Source organism: Streptomyces coffeae (genome assembly GCF_016741875.1).
Taxonomy (GTDB): domain Bacteria; phylum Actinomycetota; class Actinomycetes; order Streptomycetales; family Streptomycetaceae; genus Streptomyces; species Streptomyces coffeae.
Map to the genome: position 1 here is coordinate 381,584 of NZ_JAERRF010000002.1, position 17,856 is coordinate 399,439.

General features: G+C 72.1%; 18 protein-coding genes. 5 read left to right on the forward strand and 13 right to left on the reverse strand.

Going from position 1 to position 17,856, the window contains the following annotated elements:
- Positions 1-123 precede the first annotated feature (123 nt).
- Both JK363_RS03990 and JK363_RS03995 read right to left on the reverse strand, forming a co-directional pair.
- A complete protein-coding gene (locus JK363_RS03990) occupies positions 124-585 on the reverse strand; it encodes a molybdenum cofactor biosynthesis protein MoaE (RefSeq protein ID WP_201871415.1) in 462 nt (153 codons plus the stop codon).
- Positions 586-709: 124 nt separating this feature from the next.
- On the reverse strand, positions 710-1,819 hold the full coding sequence (locus tag JK363_RS03995) for an SDR family oxidoreductase (RefSeq protein WP_201871417.1): 1,110 nt from the start codon (positions 1,817-1,819) through the stop codon (positions 710-712).
- A 191-nt stretch (positions 1,820-2,010) separates the two neighbouring features.
- Between JK363_RS03995 and JK363_RS04000 the strand changes: the two genes are divergently transcribed.
- Both JK363_RS04000 and JK363_RS04005 read left to right on the forward strand, forming a co-directional pair.
- Positions 2,011-3,459, forward strand: a complete 1,449-nt coding sequence (locus JK363_RS04000) for a zinc-dependent metalloprotease (protein ID WP_201871419.1) — start codon at positions 2,011-2,013, stop codon at positions 3,457-3,459.
- Positions 3,456-3,983 (forward strand): NUDIX hydrolase, encoded by a 528-nt coding sequence (locus JK363_RS04005; protein ID WP_201871424.1) that lies wholly within the window; start codon positions 3,456-3,458, stop codon positions 3,981-3,983. Before JK363_RS04000 ends, JK363_RS04005 begins: the two co-directional genes overlap by 4 nt.
- Positions 3,984-4,084: 101 nt before the next feature.
- On the opposite strand, the gene JK363_RS04010 is transcribed toward JK363_RS04005, so the two are convergent.
- From JK363_RS04010 to JK363_RS04025, 4 genes are all read right to left on the reverse strand, one after another.
- The gene (locus tag JK363_RS04010; RefSeq protein ID WP_201871426.1) at positions 4,085-4,840 is read right to left on the reverse strand and encodes an AIM24 family protein; all 756 of its coding nucleotides are present in this window, start codon (positions 4,838-4,840) and stop codon (positions 4,085-4,087) included.
- A gap of 16 nt (positions 4,841-4,856) precedes the next feature.
- Positions 4,857-5,540, reverse strand: a complete 684-nt coding sequence (locus JK363_RS04015) for an AIM24 family protein (protein WP_201871427.1) — start codon at positions 5,538-5,540, stop codon at positions 4,857-4,859.
- Between the two features lie 11 nt (positions 5,541-5,551).
- Positions 5,552-7,324 carry a TerD family protein gene (locus JK363_RS04020; protein WP_201871430.1) on the reverse strand — a complete coding sequence of 591 codons (1,773 nt, stop codon included), beginning with the start codon at positions 7,322-7,324 and terminating at the stop codon, positions 5,552-5,554.
- Between the two features lie 171 nt (positions 7,325-7,495).
- Positions 7,496-8,125 carry a M48 metallopeptidase family protein gene (locus JK363_RS04025; RefSeq protein ID WP_201871432.1) on the reverse strand — a complete coding sequence of 210 codons (630 nt, stop codon included), beginning with the start codon at positions 8,123-8,125 and terminating at the stop codon, positions 7,496-7,498.
- A 232-nt stretch (positions 8,126-8,357) separates the two neighbouring features.
- Between JK363_RS04025 and JK363_RS04030 the strand changes: the two genes are divergently transcribed.
- Together JK363_RS04030 and JK363_RS04035 are read left to right on the forward strand one after the other, a co-directional pair.
- Positions 8,358-9,488 carry a TOMM precursor leader peptide-binding protein gene (locus JK363_RS04030; protein WP_236075532.1) on the forward strand — a complete coding sequence of 377 codons (1,131 nt, stop codon included), beginning with the start codon at positions 8,358-8,360 and terminating at the stop codon, positions 9,486-9,488.
- Positions 9,489-9,562: 74 nt separating this feature from the next.
- Positions 9,563-11,038 (forward strand): ABC1 kinase family protein, encoded by a 1,476-nt coding sequence (locus JK363_RS04035; protein ID WP_201871439.1) that lies wholly within the window; start codon positions 9,563-9,565, stop codon positions 11,036-11,038.
- Between the two features lie 18 nt (positions 11,039-11,056).
- Here the strand turns inward: JK363_RS04035 and JK363_RS04040 are convergent, their stop codons facing one another.
- The 5 genes from JK363_RS04040 to JK363_RS04060 all read right to left on the reverse strand — a co-directional run bounded on the left by JK363_RS04040 (position 11,057) and on the right by JK363_RS04060 (position 14,889).
- Positions 11,057-11,254 carry a hypothetical protein gene (locus JK363_RS04040; protein ID WP_201871721.1) on the reverse strand — a complete coding sequence of 66 codons (198 nt, stop codon included), beginning with the start codon at positions 11,252-11,254 and terminating at the stop codon, positions 11,057-11,059.
- A gap of 129 nt (positions 11,255-11,383) precedes the next feature.
- Positions 11,384-11,695 carry a putative WhiB-interacting protein gene (locus JK363_RS04045; protein WP_201871440.1) on the reverse strand — a complete coding sequence of 104 codons (312 nt, stop codon included), beginning with the start codon at positions 11,693-11,695 and terminating at the stop codon, positions 11,384-11,386.
- Entirely contained in the window at positions 11,692-12,054 is a 363-nt protein-coding gene (locus JK363_RS04050; RefSeq protein ID WP_201871441.1) for a WhiB family transcriptional regulator, read from the reverse strand. The genes JK363_RS04045 and JK363_RS04050 overlap by 4 nt, the downstream gene beginning before the upstream one ends.
- 115 nt (positions 12,055-12,169) lie before the next feature.
- Positions 12,170-12,451 (reverse strand): hypothetical protein, encoded by a 282-nt coding sequence (locus JK363_RS04055; RefSeq protein ID WP_201871442.1) that lies wholly within the window; start codon positions 12,449-12,451, stop codon positions 12,170-12,172.
- Positions 12,452-12,621: 170 nt separating this feature from the next.
- Entirely contained in the window at positions 12,622-14,889 is a 2,268-nt protein-coding gene (locus tag JK363_RS04060; protein WP_307821596.1) for an ATP-dependent DNA helicase UvrD2, read from the reverse strand.
- Between the two features lie 210 nt (positions 14,890-15,099).
- Here JK363_RS04060 and JK363_RS04065 point away from each other — a divergent pair, with 210 nt between their 5' ends.
- The gene (locus JK363_RS04065; RefSeq protein WP_176180757.1) at positions 15,100-15,342 is read left to right on the forward strand and encodes a mycoredoxin; all 243 of its coding nucleotides are present in this window, start codon (positions 15,100-15,102) and stop codon (positions 15,340-15,342) included.
- A gap of 61 nt (positions 15,343-15,403) precedes the next feature.
- Here the strand turns inward: JK363_RS04065 and nudC are convergent, their stop codons facing one another.
- Together nudC and JK363_RS04075 are read right to left on the reverse strand one after the other, a co-directional pair.
- Positions 15,404-16,348: an NAD(+) diphosphatase gene (nudC, locus tag JK363_RS04070; protein ID WP_201871445.1), complete on the reverse strand. Its 945-nt coding sequence runs from the start codon at positions 16,346-16,348 to the stop codon at positions 15,404-15,406.
- Between the two features lie 51 nt (positions 16,349-16,399).
- On the reverse strand, positions 16,400-17,803 hold the full coding sequence (locus JK363_RS04075) for a dipeptidase (protein WP_201871447.1): 1,404 nt from the start codon (positions 17,801-17,803) through the stop codon (positions 16,400-16,402).
- Positions 17,804-17,856: the final 53 nt, after the last annotated feature.

Genomic DNA, 17,856 nt, shown 5'->3' on the forward strand with positions numbered 1-17,856 from the left:
GGGGTTACGCAAGTGGAGTACACCCTTCCGTGTCCATCGCGCATCAGAAGCGCGTGTGCCCGCTCATGCGCCCCTCATGCCCCGCCGGGACACCCCCGCGTCACCGCGTCCGGGTCCGTGGGGTCACTCGGCCCCGACCCACTCCTCGGTGCCATCCGCGAAGGTCTGGTGCTTCCAGATCGGGACCTCGCTCTTGAGGTCGTCGATCAGACGGCGGCAGGCGGCGAACGCCTCCGCGCGATGGGGGCAGGAGACGGCCACGACCACGGCCAGATCACCGATCACGAGATCGCCGACCCGGTGCACGGCGGCCAGCGCGCGCACCGGGAAGTCGGCCACGACCTTCTCGGCCACGCGGCGCAGCTCGGCCTCGGCGGTCGGATGGGCGGAGTAGCCCAGGGCACCGACCTCCGCACCTCCGTCGTGATTGCGCACGGTGCCCACGAAGAGGGCCGTGCCGCCCGCCGCGGCGTCGCCGACGGCTCCGAACACCTCGTCCACCGACAGCGGGGTGTCACGGACGGCGAGCAGGCGGATGGGGTCGGCGGCCGCGCATGCGCCGGGGTGATCGTACGTAGGTGCCATGCCGTCCATCGTGCCGCACCGTCCCGTCGTCGCGGAATACCGGATGGCGGAAAGCGATTTCCGAAGACACCCTCTGGGCTCGTCGGGCTCGCCGGGCTCGCCGGGCTCGCCGATGGGCTTCCGGTCAGGCCCGGCGGCGCGCCTTGCGGGCGCGGCGCACGATCGCGGCGGTACCCACCAGGGCCACCGTCGCGCCCGCGGCGCCGAGCGTCGTGGCGTCCTTGCGGCCCAGCCGCCGCCCGGCGACCGTATGGCGTCCGGCGACCTCCTCCAGCAGCTCGGCGAGGACCTCCTCGTTGGTCCACCGCGGCCGCCAGCCCGCCGCGTGCAGCCTGCTGCCGCTGACCGCCCAGGGGTGCATGGTGTACGCGAGATCACCGGCCGGGGACGGGGTCAGGCCCAGCCGGTGCAGCCGGGAGGCGGCGCCCAGGGCGACCGCCGACGGCAGCTCCATGCGCCGGATGCCGGACAGCTCCTCGACCTCCTCCTGCTCCAGCCAGCCGTCGCAGCCGACCGCGAGCTCGCCCTCGACCTTCTCCAGGGCGGCGTACTCCAGCGCGCTGACCAGGTCCTCCACATGGCAGAACTGCCAGGTCGGACGGGATCCGGCGACCACCAGCAGCCGTGGCGACTCGAAGTAGCGGGTGAGCGCCGTGTCCGTGCCGCCGACCAGGATCGCGGGGCGCACCACCGTGACGTTCAACCCCGGGTGCGCCCGGGGCGCGCGCTCCCCGAGCCGTTCGATCTCCAGCAGGTCGCCGACGCCGGTGGCCTCGGCGGTGGCGCGCAGTTCCGCGTCCTCGGCCAGCGGTACGTCGTTGTCGGCCAGGGCCCCGTAGACCATCGCGGAGGTGCACAGCACCACCCGGTGCACCCCGGCGGCCGCGGCGGCCGTCAGCACGGTCTGGGTGCCCCGCACGTTGTACGCGGTGCGGGCGGCGGGGTCGGTGCCCAGATCGAGATCGACCGCGAGGTGGACCACGACATCCGCGCCGCGCAGCTTGTCGGCGATGGCCGGATCACGGACGTCCAGCACATGCCAGTGCGCCTCGCTCACCTCTCCGCGGCGCTCGTCGATGGCGAGCACCTGCTTGATCTCGTCGGACTCCGTGAGCCGCTGCGTGAGCAGGGCGCCGGGTCCCGACGCGGCTCCGGTGACCGCCACGACGGGGCGTCGTGCGGTACGGGCCGTATCGTTTCGCGCAGCGCGAACTTCTCGGTCTGGGGAACTCACCGGGCGTCTCCAGCGGTTGTCTTCAGTACGCAGCGCGGTCACGCGTACGTACCAGGTGACGTCCATCCTGCCGCAGGGCGGCGATCAGCGAAGCACCGAGCCCGTAAACCGGCGAGGTGTCTAGGCTGGGTGGTGATGTCGGGCATCCGCCGCCGGCCCGGGGCCGGTGGCCCAACGAGCCGAGGAAACCCGTGAGTGACACCCCATTCGGATTCGGCCTTCCGCCGGAGGAGCCGGAGGACGGCGACGACGGCAAGAAGAAGGGCGGCCAGGGCGGCGATCAGGGCCCCGCGAATCCCTTCGGGTTCGGCGGCGGCACGGGCGGCGCGGAGAATCCGTTCGCCGCGATGTTCGGCTCGCTGAACCCCAATGACCTGGGCGCCGCCTTCCAGCAGCTCGGGCAGATGCTCTCCTACGAGGGCGGCCCGGTGAACTGGGACATGGCCAAGGACATCGCGCGGCAGACCGTCGCCCGCGGCACCGCCGACGGCACCAAGGACGAGAGCGTGGGCCCGGCCGACCGCGAGGCGGTGCAGGAGGCGGTGCGGCTGGCCGACCTGTGGCTGGACGGCGTCACCTCGCTGCCCTCGGGCTCCGGCACCGCCGTGGCGTGGAGCCGCGCGGAGTGGGTCGAGGCGACCCTTCCAGTTTGGCGCGATCTCGTCGATCCGGTCGCCGAGCGGGTCGGCGCCGCCATGGGCGATGTGCTCCCCGAGGAGATGCAGGCCATGGCCGGCCCGCTGCTGGGGATGATGCGCTCCATGGGCGGCGCCATGTTCGGCACCCAGATCGGCCAGGCGCTGGGTGTGCTGGCCGGTGAGGTGGTCGGCTCGACCGATGTCGGGCTGCCGCTGGGCCCGGCGGGCAAGGCCGCGCTCCTCCCGGTGAACATCGCGGCGCTCGGCTCCGGCCTCGGCGTCCCCAAGGAGGAGGTGCGGCTCTACCTGGCCCTGCGCGAGGCCGCCCATCAGCGGCTGTTCTCGCATGTGCCGTGGCTGCGCTCGCATCTGTTCGGTGCCGTCGAGGGCTACGCCCGCGGCATCAAGGTCGACACCGCCAAGCTGGAGGACGCGGTCGGCCAGCTCGACCCGACCCACCCCGAGCAGCTCCAGGAAGCGCTCCAGCAGGGCATGTTCCAGCCGGAGGACACCCCCGAGCAGAAGGCCGCCCTGGCCCGTCTGGAGACGGCTCTGGCGCTCGTGGAGGGCTGGGTGGACGCGGTGGTGCACGCCGCCGCCGCACCCCATCTGCCGTCGGCCGACGCGCTGCGCGAGACGCTGCGGCGGCGCCGGGCGAGCGGCGGGCCGGCCGAGCAGACCTTCGCCACCCTGATCGGTCTGGAGCTGCGCCCGCGCCGGCTGCGGGACGCCTCCCGACTGTGGGCCTCGCTCACCGACGCCCGCGGTATGGAGGGGCGCGACGGGCTGTGGGAGCACCCCGACATGCTGCCGACCGCCCAGGACCTCGACGACCCCGACGGCTTCGTCCACCGCGAGCAGCTGGACTTCTCCGAGCTGGACAAGATGCTCGGCGAGGCGGCGGGCGGCGGCGAGCGGCCCGGCGGCGCGAGCGGTGACCGTGGTCCGGACGAGGGCCCTCAGGAGGGCCCGGACGAGCGACGGGACGACAGCGGCCGTTGAATCTCCACAAGGACGCGGCGCGGGTCCTCGAAGCGTGGTCCGCGCCGGACGCCGCCCAGGAGCGGCTGCGGCTGGCCTACGGCGATCATCTGGCCGCCCATCCGGACGGTATGTGGAAGGCGTGCCGGGACGGGCACATCACCGCGAGCACCCTGGTGATCGACCCGCCCCGCGAGCGCGTACTCCTCACCCTGCACCGGAAGTTGCGGATGTGGCTGCAAATGGGCGGCCATTGCGAACCGCGGGACGCCACCCTGGCGGACGCGGCGCTGCGCGAGGCCACGGAGGAGTCCGGGATCGCCGGGCTGACACTGCTGCCGGGCGGGCCGGTGCGGCTGGACCGGCATCACACCCCGTGCGCCTGGCATCTGGACGTGCAGTACGCGGCACTGGCCCCGCCGGGCGCCACGGCGGCGATCAGCGATGAGTCGCTGGATCTGCGCTGGTTCGGCTACGACGAGGTGGCGGACGTGGCCGACGAGTCGGTGCGCCGGCTGGTGGACCGCGCCCGCGTGCTGGTCTGACCACCAGGCGTACGACGACGGCCTACGAGACAAAGGCGGCGACGCGACAAAGCGGCCGCGGACCCGGGAGGTCCGCGGCCGCGTGTGGTCGGTGACCGCCGTCAGTTGCCGAAGATGTTGCCCTGGTTCTGTCCCCGGGCGCCCTGCTGGCCCATCCCGAACTGGGCGGCCACACCGCCGCCGACCACCGCGTTCTGCGGCGGCAGCAGCTCGCTGGGCTGGACGAGGGCGTAACCCTGGCCGAGGAAGCTGAGCTCCCAGCCCTCCCCCGTGTTGCCGCGCCGCCGCCACACACCCGAAGAGTGCGTCTGCGCCTGCATCTGGACGCGCAGCGAACTGGACCAGGCGACGATGGCGTCCGCATCGACGTTGACGTACTTGTCCGGCGTGACCTGGAGCATCAGCGGCTGGCCGGAGGTCATCAGCGCGACCTTGCCCCGTCCGGAGATGTTGAGGTTGTACTTGCCGGAGCCGGAGATCCCGTACTGGCTGTCGACCGCGATCGTCTCCCAGTGCAGGGTGGAGTCCAGCGCGAGGACATAGGCGCTGTCGACGGTCAGCCCCTCGCCCTCCACGTCCACCACATGGACGTACTGGGCGAGGTTGGCGAGGTAGACCGTGCCCTGCCCGGAGCAGCGCATCAGGTCCAGGCCCTCACCGACGGCGCGGGAACGCCGCTGTCCCGGCGTCTGGTACTCGCCGTCGAACTCGATCAGCCCCTGGTAGGCGACCATGCTGCCCTTACGGGCGAGCACATCCTCATGGCCACTCAGGGCGACCCGCAGCAGCTGCGGGTTCTGGAGCGCGTAGCGGTCCTGGGTCTGGGCCTCGGTGAAGGCGAAGAGCGGGCTCTGCATAGTGTCTCTCTCCCCCTCAGCCCCGTGCCCGGAGCCGGTCGGTGCTGTCCTCACTGGGCTGGACGACGACGAAGCCCTGTCCGGAGAAGCCGAGCTGGTATGCCTCGCCGCTGCCCCGGCCGATCAGGGAGGACGCCTTGAAGCTGCGCTTCCCCTTGACCTTGAGACCGGTCGACCAGGCGACGAGCGCGTCCGGGTCCACATAGGTCTCGTCCTCGCCGCGTCCGCAGTCGACAACGATGGGTGTGCCGCGGGAGGTCAGGGCGACCCAGCCGGTGCCGGAGACGCCCACGTTGAACAGGCCCTGCCCGGCGAACTTGGCGATGCCCTTGACCCGTTCGACACCCCACTGGAGATGGGCGTCGAAGGCGAGCAGATTGGTGCCGTTGACCGAGAGCGAGTCGCCGTTGAGGTTGATGCAGACGACATTGGCCCCGTAGTCGGCGAGGTAGAGCAGTCCGTCACCGCTGCACCGCATGAGCGGGGCGCCCTCGCCGGTCAGCCACTGGGAGGCCATCTGGCGCACGGCGGGCGGGTTCGGCTCGTACTGGACGAAGCCCTCGTAGGCCACCATCGAGCCGGTGCGGGCGAAGAGGTCCTGGCCGCTCTGCATGGCGACCTTGAGCATGCTGGCGCCGTGGTTCTCCATACGGGCGGCGACCGGCGCGGGGGCGTAGCCCGTGATCAGTTGCTGGTCCATGACGGTTGCCTTCAGACCTCGTAGGGCTGGACGACGATGAAGTTCCCGGGCGCACCGCGGAATTGGAGGTTCACGGTCTCCCCGCTGTGGCCGGGGTAGGCGGCCCGACGCAGCCGCACCTGGCTGGAGATGATCACCTGCGAACCCGCGGACCACGCCACGATGGCGTTGCTGTCGGCGAACGTCGTCGGGGTGACCGGGAGGACGACCGGGGTGCCCTCGGTCTTCACGATGACGGTGCCGGTGCCCTGGAACTGCATGGTGAACAACGCACCACCGGGAATGCCGTGGCCCTCGATCCGGCGGACCTCGTGCTGGAGCGACTCGTCGAAGGCGAGCACGCTCTCGGCGGAGACACAGATCGCGTCGCCCTGAAGCTCGATCGGGTGGAGCTCGGCCGCGTTCTCGGCGAGGAAGACCTGCCCCTGGCCGGTGCAGCGCATCAGCTGCATCTCCTGGCCGGTCGCGTTGCCGACGATCCGGCCGCGGAACCCGGCGCCCTTGTAGCTGAAGTCGACCTTGCCCTGGTAGAGCACCATGGTGCCCTGACGGGCCAGCACCGGCTGACCGCCGACGCCGAGGTCGACCCGCATCAGCCGCGGGTTCTGCGGGGTCCAGCGCTGCCCGGTGGGCGCCTCGCGGTACTGGGCGAGCGCAGCCTGTACACCCGGAGCGCCGCCCTGGCCCTGGCCCTGTGGAACGCCCTGGGGAGCGCCCTGCGGCTGGCCGTACGGGGCGGGCTGGCCCGGGCCCGGCTGGCCGGGGTACGGCTGCGCGGGAGGCTGGCCGTACGGGGCGGGCGCGGGCGGTGCCTGGCCGGGCGGCTGGCCGCCGAACTGCGGCTGCTGGCCGGGGAACTGTCCCGGCGGACCCGGCGGGGGCACCTGGCCCGGAGGCGGTGTCTGGCCGGGCGGCGGCACCTGGCCGGGGGGCGCGATCGGCGCGGCGATGGTGGGCGCCCCGTGCATCTGCGGCGAACCGGGCGCGGGCTGCGGCGGGGTGTGCTGTGCCGCGGGCGCGGGCTGCGGAGAAGTGTGCTGCGGCGGCGCCTGGGACGCCGGCTGCGGGGGCGTCGCCTGGGGTGGCGTTCCCTGGGAGGGCGTTCCCTGGGGTGCGCCGAACGCGGGGGCGGGCTGCGGCTGCTGCGCGGCGGACGGGCCACCGGCCGGGGGCGAAAAGCCCGGGGCCGCGGCCGCCTGGCCGGGAGGCGCGAAACCGGGCGCGCCGCCCTGGGCGGGCGCGGGTGCGGGCTCCTCTTCGGCGACCTGCCCGCCGAAGTTCTTGAGCAGCGCCTCGAGTCCGCCGTCGAAGCCCTGGCCGACGGCGGCGAACCGCCAGACGTCCTTCAGGTAGAAGTCGCCCAGCATCACCGCCCGCTCGGTGCTGAACTCGGCGCCGGAGAAGGCGTACCGGGCCACCTCCTCGCCGCCCGCCACGATCCGGATGTAGCCGGATCCGATCTGCGACATCTGGCCCGCGCCGTCGAGGGTCGCGGTGAAGGAGAGCTTGTGGATGGAGGACGGGATGGAGTCGAGGGTGACGCGGAACGACTCGGTGTCACCAGCCTGGGCACCGAGTTGCTGTATCGCTTCTTCAGGAGATTTGGGCTGGTTGAAGAAGATGAAGTAGCGGTCGTCCGACAGCCGCTCGTCCGCGTCGAGGCCGAAGCAGCTGATGTCGAACGTCAGGCCGGGCCCGGCGACCTGCACACCGATGTACAGATCCCTCCCGGCCGTCAGATCACTGATCTTGGCCTTGTGGCCGCGCTGGAATTCCCTGGCCATACGTAACGACCGTCCCCCATCCCGAAACCGGTGAGTGCATTGCGCGCCAGGCTAGCCGCTGCCGCCGACTATGAGCCACGCCGGGGAGGCGAGGTCCGGTTCCTTTGTGCTGATCATTCCCGGTTTCGGGTCCGGCTCGCTGCCGGTCTCCGGCGCGGACTGTTGCCGGATTCAGGTGCGTTCGTTGCCCGATCCGGACAGATGCGGCAGCCGTCCGGCGGCCACCACGCCCTCGAGATAGCCGCGCGCCCGCTCGGTCCGCGGATAGGACTCCAGCAGCCGCCAGAAGCGCGGACCGTGACCGGGCACCAGAAGATGGGCCAGTTCGTGGAGGAGGACGTAGTCCACGACGTACTCGGGCATGCCCTGGAGCCGGTGGGAGAGCCGGATGCTGCCCTCGGCCGGAGTGCACGAACCCCACCGGGTGTTCTGGTTGGTGACCCAGCGGACGGTGGCGGGCCGGGCCCGGCCGTCGAGGTACTGCTCGGACAGCCACTCGGCGCGGGCTGCCAGCTCGGCGTCGCCCAGCATCCTCTTGCTCTCCTGCGCCGCCAGCTTGTCGAGCATCACCGTCACCCAGCGCCGCTCCTCCGCCTCCGACATCCGGGCGGGGATGAGGACTACGGTGCGGTCACCCTCGCGGTACGCGGAGACCGTCCTGCGCCGCCGGGTGCTCCGGCGGACCTCGACCGCGCTCGCGCCCGAGCCGCGGTCCTGCGGGCTCGGGGCGGTGCGCGGGGCTCCGGCGGCGCTGTACGCGGGGGGCTCCCCAGCGAAGCGAGGGGAAGGGTCGGCGGGCACGCCCCGACGTTACCCGCTGGCGTGCGGGGAAGTCCCACCCCTCACCCGGTCCTCACCCGGTGGCGGAACGAACCACTCCAGCGTGTGCACGGCTTGTACGACTATTGCCGCCGCCTGTGGACAACGCTGGGCGTGGAGGGTGGCACCGGTCGCATGCTGGGGGCAGTCCGAGGGCCGCGCACCGGCACGCACGGCCCTCGGCGGGGAACGACGGACCGACGGGGGGACGACCATGCGTTGCGCACATCCGATGCTCAAGCCCGCGCTGCGGCGCGGCTGGCGGAGCCGGGACACGGTGCAGTTCGGGGTGGCGCGGGCCCATGCGGTGGTGCTGGGCCCGCTGGACACCGCGACGGGCAGTTTTCTTGATCTGCTCGACGGCACCCGGGGGTTGCCCCTGTTGCGGCAGGAGGCCCAGATCCTCGGGCTGCCGGAAGGGCGGGCCGACGCACTGGTGGAGCGGCTGACGGCGGCCGGTCTGCTGGACGAGCCGAGGGACGGCGGGGAGCCGGCCGCGACCCTGGACCGGCTGCGGCCGGACGCGGCAGCGCTGTCGGTGCTGCACCGGCAGCCGGGGGCGGCGGCTCGGCTGCTCGCGGCGCGGCGTGCCACCCGGGTGCAGGTGAGGGGTGCGGGGCGGGTGGGTGCGGCGGTCGCGGCCGGGCTGTCCGCCTCGGGCGTCGGGCTGGTCGACGTGGTGGACGACGGCTGTGTCGAGCCGTGGGACGTGGCACCCGGCGGACTGTCGGCCGAGCAGATCGGAGAGCGGCGGGAGGTGGCCGCCCGGCGTCTGGTGCGGCGCTGTGCGCCGGGGCCCAGGCCGCGGCGTCCGGCGGGGGCCCCGGTCCCGTCGAGTGAACCGGGGCTGGCGCTGGTGGTGATCGCCCCGCGGGACGGCCTCGCCGCCTACGCCCCGGACCCGGCACCCGCCGAGCCGCTGTCGGCGGCGGGCATCCCGCATCTGTATGCCGGGGTGCTCGAGGCCACGGGGGTGGTGGGGCCGCTCGTGGTGCCGGGTTCCACCTCATGTGCGGGATGTCTCGCGGTGGGCCGCGCGGAGCGGGAGCCCGCCTGGCCCCGGATGCTCGCGCAGTGGCGGTCCGGCCGCCGCCGGTCCGCGCCTGCCTGTGACACGGCGCTGGCCGTGATGGTCGCCGGGGTCGCGGCGGCGCAGGCGCTGGCGTTCCTCGACGGGCGGGCCTCCCCGGTCGCGGGCGCCCGCTGGGAGTTGGCGCTGCCCTCGCTCACCGGGGAGCTGCGGGCGGTCGAAGCGCAACCCGGGTGCGCGTGCGGAGCGGCCGCACGGCAGGATGCGGAATATGTCTCGGCCACAGAGGCACCGCACGCGACAATGTCCGGGTGACCGACGTCCACGAGTGGGCGACGGGGGTCCGGGGGGCCTCCCCCGGAATGGCTCAGCTGTAGTTGGAGGGGCGCATGTCCGATCTGCCGCGTAAGGCGATCACCCGAACCGCCAAACTCGCGGCGCTGCCTTTGGGATTCGCGGGGCGCGCCACATGGGGGCTCGGGAAGCGAATAGGGGGGCGACCGGCGGAGCGGGTCGCGCGTGAGGTCCAGCAGCGAACCGCCGAGCAGATGTTCAAGGTGCTCGGCGAGCTCAAGGGCGGAGCCATGAAGCTGGGGCAGGCGATGTCGGTCTTCGAATCGGCGCTTCCCGAGGAGATCGCCAGGCCGTACCGGGCGGCCCTGACCAAGCTCCAGGACGCGGCGCCGCCCATGCCCACACACACCATCCACGCCCAGCTGTCGGAGCGGCTGGGGGCGGACTGGCGGGAGCTGTTCCAGGAGTTCGAGGACAAGCCCTCGGCGGCGGCCTCGATCGGCCAGGTGCACCGCGCGGTCTGGCACGACGGGCGTGCGGTGGCGGTCAAGGTGCAGTACCCGGGGGCGGGCGAGGCGCTGCTGTCGGACCTCAACCAACTGAGCCGGTTCGCCCGGGTGCTGGGGCCTCTGGTGCCGGGGCTCGACCTCAAGCCGCTGATCGCGGAGTTGCGGGACCGGGTGGCCGAGGAGCTGGACTACGAGCTGGAGGCCGAGTCCCAGCGGGCCCATGCCGCCGAGTACACGGAGGACTCGGAGATCGTGGTGCCCGAGGTGGTGCACCAGTGCAACCAGGTGCTGATCACCGAGTGGATGGAGGGGATACCGCTCTCCGAGGTGATATCCGAGGGCGAGCCCGAGCAGCGGGACCGCGCCGGGCAGTTGCTGGCGCGCTTCCTGTTCTCGGGGGCGTCCCGTACCGGGCTGCTGCACGCCGATCCGCATCCGGGCAACTTCCGGCTACTGCCCGGTGACACCCCGGATGGGCCGCCGGAGCAGTGGAAGCTGGGGGTGCTGGACTTCGGCTCGGTGAACCGGCTGCCGGAGGGGCTGCCCACTCCCATCGGTGTCGCCCTGCGCATGGCGCTGGAGGGTGACGCCAAGGCCGTCTATGCGCTGATGCGCGAGGAGGGGTTCTTCAAGCCCACCATCGATGTCGACCCGGACGATCTGCTGGAGTTCCTGCTGCCGATGCTCGAACCGGCGCAGGCCGACAGCTTCCTCTTCGACCGGAAGTGGATACGCGGCCAGGCGGCGCGGGTGGCCGACCGCCGTTCGCCCGTCTACGAGCTGGGCAATCAGCTCAATCTGCCGCCGTCCTATCTGCTCATCCACCGGGTCACGCTGAGCACGATCGGGGTGCTCTGCCAGCTGGGCGCCACCGTGCGGATGCGGGATGAACTGGAGGCATGGGTACCCGGCTTCGCCACCGACCCGGAGGACGACGCGGCCGAGGACGTGGCTGAGGGGACGGCCGAGGAGGTGGCCGAAGGTGCGGCCGAGGACGCGGTGGAGGCCGAAGCCGAGAGCGAGACGGCGGCGGAGACCGAGGCCGCGGAGACCTCGGCCTGAGACTCCGGGCCCGCGCCGTCACCACCAGGGGGAGTCGAGCCGTCCTTCGATCGCTCTGAGATTGGCGCGGGCACAGTCGTCGCAGAAGTAGCGGCGGGCGCCGTTCTCGACGGAGCAGGTCCAGGTCGGCGGCGTACCGTCGGCATGAGCGCCGCAGTGGGCGCAGACGAGAGTCATGGTGTCCGATCGCACCGGTTCCGATGTCTTCTGGTCCACCCGGTGACGATAACTCCGCCGCCCCGGCGCGGCGGGCAAGCGCGCCCTCTCACCCCCGTCCGGGGGGGGGAAAAGCCGAGGGGCCGGTCCGATCGGACCGGCCCCTGGTGTTTCACTGCGTTGCGTTCCTCAGTGCATGACCGCCATGGCCAGAGCACGGCGGGCACGGAGCGAGGCACGCTCGGCCTTGCGCTGCATCCGGCGGGCGGCGACGAGGCGGAGGGCCCTGCGTTCGGACTCGGCCTCGTGCAGCCGCTCGTGCATATGCGCACGAGCCAGGGCTTCTGGGATGAGTTGCATCTCTCGGTTCCTTGTCTGGCGCGACTCAGGCGCGCCCGAAGTACGGGGTGCGGGGGTTTCGGAGACCGGTGGGGTCATCGTCGGGACCTGATTCTTGGGGTCGTGCGTCGCTGGGCGATCGATGGTGCCGATGGTGCTCATGCTGTGACCGGGTTCTTACGCGGACGGCCACGCGGCCGCTTGCGGGCTACCACTACGCCCTGGACGAAGAGCTCGCCGCCCCAGACGCCCCAGGGCTCACGGCGGTCTTTCGCCCCGGCGAGGCAGGCCTCACGCAGCGGACAGGTCTGGCACAGGGACTTCGCGTACTCGACGTCGGCCGGGGACTCGGCGAAGAAGACCTCCGGGTCGTAGGAGCGGCACGGTACGGCGACACCCAGGTTCTCGATGGCCTCATCGAGTTCGGTGAGGGCGCTGAGCGGGGTCAAGGAGTCCTCCGGAGAGTCAGGCGGGCGGTTCAGGTCGGTGGCTGCGGACGGGGCGTGCGCGTTGAGTTGCACGGTGGTGTGTTCCTCGTCTCTTCGTCCGGCTGGTGGCCGGGCTCTGGCAAATCAAAAGGGCCGCGGATCCCGGTGTGGGTTCCGCGGCCCTGGAAGGTGCCGACCTGATCCTGGATCAGGCTGGATAACTCCAGGGTTCGAGCCTGCGGAGGGCCCACTTCTTGTGCTGCTGGTGCTGCTGCTTCGTCCGGGATCCGGCACCATTGGCTGCTTCGGCCGCAATGGCATAGGCATTCGCCGCTGCCGCTGCCGCTACCGCAGGTGCCTCGATCGGTCGCTCACTGAGACGCGCGGCCTTGGCTCCGGACAGACCGGTGCCAGGCAGGGCGGAGCCGAGCAGGCAGGTGGCGACGACCGAGCGATCGGTCATTTTGATGGTGTTCATGAAGCTGATCATTGGTCTCCGCCTCCTCTCGGCGTCTCAGGGACCGGTCTGGACCAGTCCGGGCTTGTTCAGTACAACACGGATTCCTCGGTTCCCGGAAGGGCCGTTGTCTCCGTGCTCGGAAGGCTATGGGTACCTGCTCCGCGCGCGCAAACTATTTTTCCGTCGAGTTCCGCGGTGGGTCACCCGGTTGGGTTCCCCACGGCCCCGTCATCCCCCTCGCCGTCGCGTGCCAAGGGGAGTTCCTGGCCCGCGCACAGCGCGAGAACATCGGCGCCGAACCTGTCGAGCTTCCGTCTTCCGACACCAGAGATGCCGGAGAGCTCCGATTCGGTTCCCGGAACCGCCTCGGCAATCGCGAGCAGTGTCTTGTCGGTGAAGACGCAATAGGCCGGCTGCCCCAGCAGCCCGGCCTGCTCGGCCCGCCAGTCGCGCAGCCGCTCGTAGAGCGCCTCGTCCAGCTCACAGGGGCAGCCCTCGCAGCGCATCAGCTTCATCTCGCCCGCGTCGGTGAGGGTGCGGCCGCAGACCCGGCAGTGCACCGGGCCACGACGGCGGCGCGCCGCACCGCCGACGGCCGCGCTGCCCGCGCCGCGCTCGACTCCGCCGCCTCCACCCGGCAGCCGCCCGGAGGCGGCTCCGGAGCCCGGCCGCAGTCCGTTCAGGAAGCGGGTGGGGCGGCGGGAGGCGCGGCCTCCCGGAGTGCGGGAGAGCGCCCAGGACAGGCTCAGATGGCGGCGGGCCCGGGTGACGCCCACATAGAGGAGCCGGCGCTCCTCCTCGATCTGCTCATCGGTCTTGGCGTAGGTGATCGGCATCATGCCTTCGGTGAGACCGACCAGGAACACGGCGTCCCACTCCAGGCCCTTGGCGGCATGAAGTGAGGCGAGAGTCACACCCTCGACCGTGGGCGCGTGCTGGGCGGCGGCCCGCTCGTCCAGCTCCGCCACCAGATCGGCCAGTGTGGCCCCGGGCCTGGCCCGGACGAAGTCCTCGGCGAGCCGGACCAGGGCGGCCAGCGACTCCCAGCGGTCGCGCACCGCGCCGGAGCCCGCCGGGGGCTCCGGGCTCCAGCCTCGAGTGCCCAGCACCGCGCGCACCTGGGACGGCACATCCTCGTCGGTGAGCGCCGGGTCGGCGCTTCCGGCCCGGGCGGCGCCGCGCAGCAGCAGCCCGGCCTCGCGCACCTCGGGCCGCTCGAAGAACCGCTCGGCGCCGCGCATCTGGTAGGGCACCTGGGCATCGGCCAGCGCCTGCTCATACAGCTCGGACTGGGCGTTGACCCGGTAGAGCACCGCGATCTCGCTCGCCGGGACCCCACCGCCACCCTCCGCCACCGGCTTCATCAGCTCACGGATCCGGCGGGCGGTGGCCTCGGCCTCGGCGGGCTCGTCCGCATGGGCGGCATAGACCGGCTCGGGGCCGGGGTCGCGCTGGGAGACCAGCTCCAGCCGGTGCTCGGCCGCCCGCCCGCGGGCCTGGGTGAGCAGCCCATTGGCCAGGTGGACCACCTGCGGGGTGGAGCGGTAGTCACGGACCAGCTTGACCACGGTGGCACCGGGGTGGCGGGTGCGGAAGTTCAGCAGATGGTCCGGGGAGGCGCCGGTGAAGGAGTAGATGGTCTGGCTGGCGTCGCCGACCACGCACAGGCTCTGGCGGTCGCCGAGCCACAGCTCGAGCAGCCGCTGCTGCAAGGGGCTGACGTCCTGGTACTCGTCGACCACGAAGTGCTGGTACTGACGGCGCACCTGATCGGCGATGTCCGACCGCTCCTGGAGCACCCCGACCGTGAGCAGCAGCACATCCTCGAAGTCGATCACACTGCGGTCGCGCTTCAACTGCTCATAGGCGGCGTAGATCCGGGCGATCTCGGCGGGATCGCGCGGGGCCTCCCGGCCGGACTTGGCGGCCGTGGCCGGATAGTCCTCGGGCACCGTCTGGGTGACCTTGGACCATTCGATCTCGCCGGTCACATCCCGCAGCTCATTGCGGTCCAGCCGGACCCGGCAGCGCGCGGCGGCCTCGGCGACCAACTGCACCTTGCGCTCGAGCAGCCGCGGCACCTCACCGCCCACCGCCTTGGGCCAGAAGTACTGGAGCTGGCGCAGGGCCGCGGAGTGGAAGGTGCGCGCCTGCACCCCACCCGCGCCGAGCTGGCGCAGCCGGCCGCGCATCTCCCCCGCCGCCCGGTTGGTGAAGGTGACGGCGAGCACACTGGCGGGCTGGAGGATGCCCGCCCGGACGCCATAGGCGATCCGGTGGGTGATCGCCCGGGTCTTGCCGGTGCCGGCCCCGGCCAGCACGCACACCGCGCCGTGCAGGGCCGTCGCCACCTCGCGCTGCTCGGGGTCGAGCCCCTCGAGCACCGCGTCGGCATCACGCGGTGTGGCCGCGTAGGCGCTCGGCGTGGGGCCCTGCGGGAAGAGAGTGGAGGACGTTGCTGCTGTCACCCCGCCATGCTGCCAGTTCCCCTGAGGCCCCCGTGCCGGTTGTCCACAGCTGTGGGGCCGCGGTCGTACTTATCCCAGCCCTTACCCCGGGGCTTATCCCGGGGGAATCCCCGGGGGCCCCAGGAATCCCAGGAGTCCACGGGAATGACCCGAGGATGTCGAACGTTCTCTCCATGCCCACCCCACCGACCGTCGAGGAGAGCGAAACCGATGTCCGGCACTGTGACGATGTACAGCACCACCTGGTGCGGCTACTGCCGCCGCCTGAAGGGCCAGATGGACCGCGAGGGCATCACGTACACCGAGATCAACATCGAGCAGGACCCGGAGTCGGCGGCCTTCGTCGAGAAGGCGAACGGCGGCAACCAGACCGTGCCCACCGTCCTCTTCCCGGACGGCTCGACACTCACCAACCCCTCGCTCGCCCAGGTCAAGGCGAAGGTCGGGGCCTGATCCCGGACCTCGACGAGCCCATCCCCGTGCCCCGGGCCGGATAGGCCCGGGGACGCCGGGGTCAGCCCCGCGGGCCCCGCGGCAGCGGCTCGCCGTACCAGAGCTCGATCAGCCGGGCCGCGATCGAGATCCCGGACGGGGGCAGCACCTCTCCGCTCTCGATCGCGGTCCGCAGATCGTCCCGGGAGAACCAGCGCGCCTCGTGGATCTCCTCTCCGTCCACCCGGATCCGGGAGGACGTCGCCCGCGCCATGAAGCCCAGCATCAGGCTGGAGGGGAACGGCCACGGCTGGCTGGCCAGGTACTCCACGTCGCCGACCCGGACCCCCACCTCCTCCGCCACCTCGCGGACCACCGCCTGCTCGATCGACTCGCCCGGCTCCACGAACCCGGCCAGCGTCGAGAAGCGCCCCTCGGGCCAGTGCACCTGGCGGCCCAACAGCGCCCGGTCCAGCTCGTCCGTCACCAGCATGATCACGGCCGGGTCGGTGCGCGGATAGTGCTCGGCGCCGCACGCCGGGCAGCGGCGGATATGGCCCGCCGCCGCGATCACCGTGCGCTCACCGCAGCGTGAGCAGAAGCGGTGCAGCCGCTGCCAGTTCTCCAGCGCCACGGCGTGCACCAGCAGTCCCGCGTCCCGCTCGGACAGCAGCGCGCCCGCCTCGCGCAGCCCCGCGGGCCGTGCCGACTGGTCCATACGCCCCGGCAGCGAGTCCTTCTGGAGCGCGAAGTAGCGCACCCCGTCCTCGTCGACACCCAGGAAGTAGCGGTGCGTCTCGGTCGGCGGGGCCTCGAAGGCCGGCGTCATGACCAGCTCGGTGCGGCCGTCCGGGGTGTCGTCGACCAGCGCCTGGCCACCGGAGACCACGAAGACCCGCGTCGTCGGGTGACTCCACGCCGCGGCCAGCCACGCCTCGTCCAGGCGGTGATGCGCCGCGCGGTCGATCCCGCTCGCGGCGCTGAGCGCGATCGGCCGGATGGCGGTACGGTCGGTCCAGGTGGTCACGGCTGCTTCCAACTCCCCCTGCGCAACGGGTGGTTTCCAAACATCGGCGAGCTATGCCCGTCCATTCTCCGCGAGATCGCCCCAGAGGTACGCGGCGGTCTCGGCGCCCTTCATCAACAGGTCCAGCTCGACCTTCTCGTTCGGCGCGTGCCAGCCATCGGACGGCACCGAGATGCCCAGGAAGAGCACCGGCGCCCTCAGGACGTCCTGGAGGTCGGCGGCGGGCCCGGAGCCGCCCTCGCGGGTGAAGCGGACCTTCTGCCCGAAGGCCCGCCCCATGGCGCGGACGACCGACTGGAGTGCGGGGTGGTCCAGCGGGGTCAGACAGGGGCGGGTGGCTCCCCAGAAGGTGATCTCATGGCGGATCCCGGCCGGGAGCCGGGCCGCGACCCAGTCCCGCACGGCCGCCTGGACCTTCTCCCCGTCCTGCCCGGCCACCAGCCGGAACGACAGCTTCAGTTGCGCGGTGGACGGCACGATGGTCTTGCCGCCAGGGCCCTGGTAGCCCCCGGCGATTCCGTTGACCTCGGCGGTCGGACGGGCCCAGATCCGCTCCAGGGTGGAGTATCCGGCCTCGCCCAGCGCGCCGTGCGAATGCGCGGTGCGCAGCCAGGCGGCCTCGTCGAAGGGCAGCTCGGCGAAGAGTTCGCGCTCGCGGTCGGTCAGCTCCACGACACCGTCGTAGAAGCCGGGGATCGCCACCCGGCGGTCCGCGTCGTGCAGGGCGGCGGCCAGCCGGGCGGCCTCGGTGGCCGGGTTGGGCACCGCGCCGCCGAAGGAGCCGGAGTGGATGTCCTGGTCGGGGCCGTGGAGATCGATCTGGCAGTCGGTGAGCCCCCGCATACCGGTGCAGACGGTCGGGGTGTCCTCGGACCACATCCCGGTGTCGGAGACGATCACGGTGTCGCAGGCGAGCCGGTCGGCACGGTCCTGGATCAGCTCGGGGAAGTGCGGGGAGCCGGACTCCTCCTCGCCCTCGATCAGCAGCTTGAGGTTGACGGCGGGTGCGCCGCGGTCGGTCGCCGCCAGATGGGCGCGGACCCCCAGGGTGTGGAACAGCACCTGCCCCTTGTCATCGGCGGCGCCCCGGGCGTGCAGCCTGCCGTCCGCGATGACGGGGTCGAAGGGGTCGGTACGCCAGCCATCCGCACGGGCCGCGGGCTGGACGTCGTGATGACCGTAGACGAGCACGGTGGGTGCGTCGGGATCGCCGGACGGCCACTGGGCGAACACCGCGGGGGCGCCGGGGGTCTCCCAGATCTCGGCCACCGGAAAGCCCGTCGCGGTCAGGTGCGCCACGAGCCACTGGGCGCTGCGGCGGACGTCATCGGCGTGGGCGGGGTCGGCCGAGACGGACGGTATGCGCAGCCACTCGGAGAGATCGTCGAGGAAGGCTGGGCCATGACCATCCACAAAGGCGCGGACCGCGTTGTCCGTGTCCGGAGTGTCGCTCATGGCCATGAGCCTATCGGCCCCATCGGGACGAAAACCGCGCGGCCTCCGGGCCG